The sequence below is a fragment of the Bacillus sp. BB51/4 genome (assembly GCF_008368845.1).
GTDB lineage: Bacteria > Bacillota > Bacilli > Bacillales > Bacillaceae_G > Bacillus_A > Bacillus_A wiedmannii.
On sequence record NZ_QOSC01000032.1, the window covers coordinates 1 to 2,873 of the forward strand.

The 2,873-nt window shown below is 37.6% G+C and carries 1 protein-coding gene and 1 pseudogene; one reads left to right on the plus strand and one right to left on the minus strand.

Annotated features, from left to right (window positions below; genetic code table 11):
* Positions 1–211 (minus strand): annotated as a pseudogene (locus DN392_RS28770) (cell wall anchor protein); the annotation flags it as partial.
* 232 nt (positions 212–443) lie between these two features.
* On the opposite strand from DN392_RS28770, the gene DN392_RS28775 reads away from it, so the two are divergent.
* A partial coding sequence (locus DN392_RS28775; RefSeq protein ID WP_149238249.1) for an SH3 domain-containing protein occupies positions 444–2,873 on the plus strand: 2,430 nt, incomplete at its 3' end.

The following is a 2,873-nucleotide window of genomic DNA, read 5'->3' on the forward strand; positions in this document are numbered from 1 at the left end:
CATCAGAGCCGCTACCACCAGAACCACTGCCATCAGAACCGTTGCTTCCTGGAGGTTTATTATTATCTTTTGAGTTTACTTCTGCTAAATGATCGCTGTTTTGTACAATAGCGTTTGTTGGAGAGAAGTTTTCCGTGGCTGCATTAACGATATTCAAGCCGCTAAAAAAAGATAAAGAAAGTGTTGATGCTAAAATGAAGATTTTCATCATTGTTTTCCTCCTGAAAAATTAATATTCCATCTAAAATACATCCCTTTGTAATATTTCATAGGAGATATAGTTTTATGCAAAAAACTATATAGATAAGATGTTCACAAATTTTATGGCTATATTTAGATATTCAAAATAAATATTTCGGAATGATATGTTAAGATTAATAGTAAGAAGAATAAAAAAGGGAGGGCTGAAGAATATAGGATTTCTTATATTCTTATAAAAAATTATGAAACAAACAACAAAACAAATAATAACAGGTACATTTCTAGCGACAGCAACATCTTTTATTTCGACGCATGCCTTTGCAGAAAGTGATAATTTAGCGACAGTAAATGCAACAAACTTAAATATACGTGAACAACCTACAACTCAAGGGAAAGTTATAGGAACAGTAAAAAAGGGAACAAATGTACAAGTTTTAAGTAAGGAAAAAGAATGGGCTAAAATTTCTCATGATGGAAAAGAGGGGTACGTCACATTACAATTTTTAGGATTTTCGAATGGAAATCCAAACGTTGAACAAAAACAACAATTAACGATTAATAATGGACAAAAAGAAGAGGGAATTGTTACGGCAACTCGTTTGAATGTACGTAATAGTCCAGCTCTAGGTAGTTCAATGATTGGCTATGTTCAAAAAAATGAAAAAGTAACGGTATTAGGAAAAGCGAACGGCTGGGCAAAGATTGAATATAAAGGAAAAGAGGGATATGTATCTTTAGAGTTTTTAAAATTTGGAGATGCAATTCAAACACCTGACACTTCTGATCAAAAGCAACTGCAACCAACAATCAAAAATGGAGCACAAGAAGTAGGAACAATCAATGCAACAAGCTTACGAGTAAGAAGCGCAGCGAATACAAGTAGCTCGGTTTTAGGGAACCTAAAAAATGGTGAAAAAGTAACAGTACTAGGAAAAGCGAATGGTTGGGCGAAAATAAGCTATCAAGGAAAAGAAGGTTATGTATCGTTAGAGTTTGTGAAAATTGATGGCAACACAGAAGAGATAAAAAAGCCGGAACAACCGAAAACATCAGATGCAACGATTAGAAATGGAACGCAAGAAGTAGGAACGATTAATGCGACAAGTCTCCGAGTAAGAAGTGCGGCAAATACAAGTAGCTCAGTTCTAGGAAACTTGAAAAATGGTGAAAAAGTAACAGTACTAGGAAAAGCGAATGGTTGGGCAAAAATAAGCTATCAAGGAAAAGAAGGTTATGTATCGTTAGAGTTTGTGAAAATTGATGGCAACACAGAAGAGGTAAAAACGTCGGAACAACCGAAAACATCAGATGCAACGATTAAAAATGGAACGCAAGAAGTAGGAACAATTAACGCGACAAGCTTACGAGTAAGAAGTGCGGCGAATACAAGTAGCTCGGTTCTAGGAAACTTAAAAAATGGTGAAAAAGTAACAGTACTAGGAAAAGCAAACGGCTGGGCGAAAATCAGCTATCAAGGAAAAGAAGGCTATGTGTCGTTAGAGTTTGTGAAGTTAGAAGCAGGAAAACAAGAAGAAAAGCCAGCGGAAGACATTACGAATGGAACGCAAGAAGTAGGAACAATCAATGCGACAAGCCTACGAGTAAGAAGTGCAGCGAATACAAGTAGCTCGATTCTCGGAAACTTAAAAAATGGAGAAAAAGTAACAGTACTAGGAAAAGCGAACGGCTGGGCGAAAATAAGCTACCAAGGAAAAGAAGGTTATGTATCGCTAGAGTTTGTGAAGCTAGAAGCAGGAAAACAAGAAGAAAAACCAGCGGAAAACATTACAAATGGAACGCAAGAAGTAGGAACGATCAATGCGACAAGTCTACGAGTAAGAAGTGCAGCGAATACAAGTAGCTCGATTCTCGGAAACTTAAAAAATGGAGAAAAAGTAACAGTACTAGGAAAAGCAAATGGTTGGGCGAAAATAAGCTACCAAGGAAAAGAAGGTTATGTATCGCTAGAGTTTGTGAAGCTAGAAGCAGGAAAACAAGAAGAAAAACCAGCGGAAAACATTACGAATGGAACGCAAGAAGTAGGAACAATCAATGCGACAAGTCTACGAGTAAGAAGTGCAGCGAATACAAGTAGCTCGATCCTCGGAAACTTAAAAAATGGAGAAAAAGTAACAGTACTAGGAAAAGCAAATGGTTGGGCGAAAATAAGCTACCAAGGAAAAGAAGGTTATGTATCGTTAGAATTTGTGAAGCTGGAAGCAGGGAAACAAGAAGAAAAGCCAGCGGAAAACATTACGAATGGAACGCAAGAAGTAGGAACGATCAATGCGACAAGCTTACGAGTAAGAAGTGCGGCAAATACGAGCAGCACCATTTTAGGAACCCTAAAAAATGGAGAAAAAGTAACAGTACTAGGAAAAGCAAACGGCTGGGCGAAAATAAGCTACCAAGGAAAAGAAGGGTATGTATCGTTAGAATTTGTGAAGCTGGAAGCAGGAAAACAAGAAGAAAAGCCAGCGGAAGACATTACGAATGGAACGCAAGAAGTAGGAACGATTAACGCGACAAGCTTACGAGTAAGAAGTGCGGCAAATACGAGCAGCACCATTTTAGGAACCCTAAAAAATGGAGAAAAAGTAACAGTACTAGGAAAAGCAAACGGCTGGGCGAAAATAAGCTACCAAGGAAAAGAAGGGTATGTATCGTTAGAA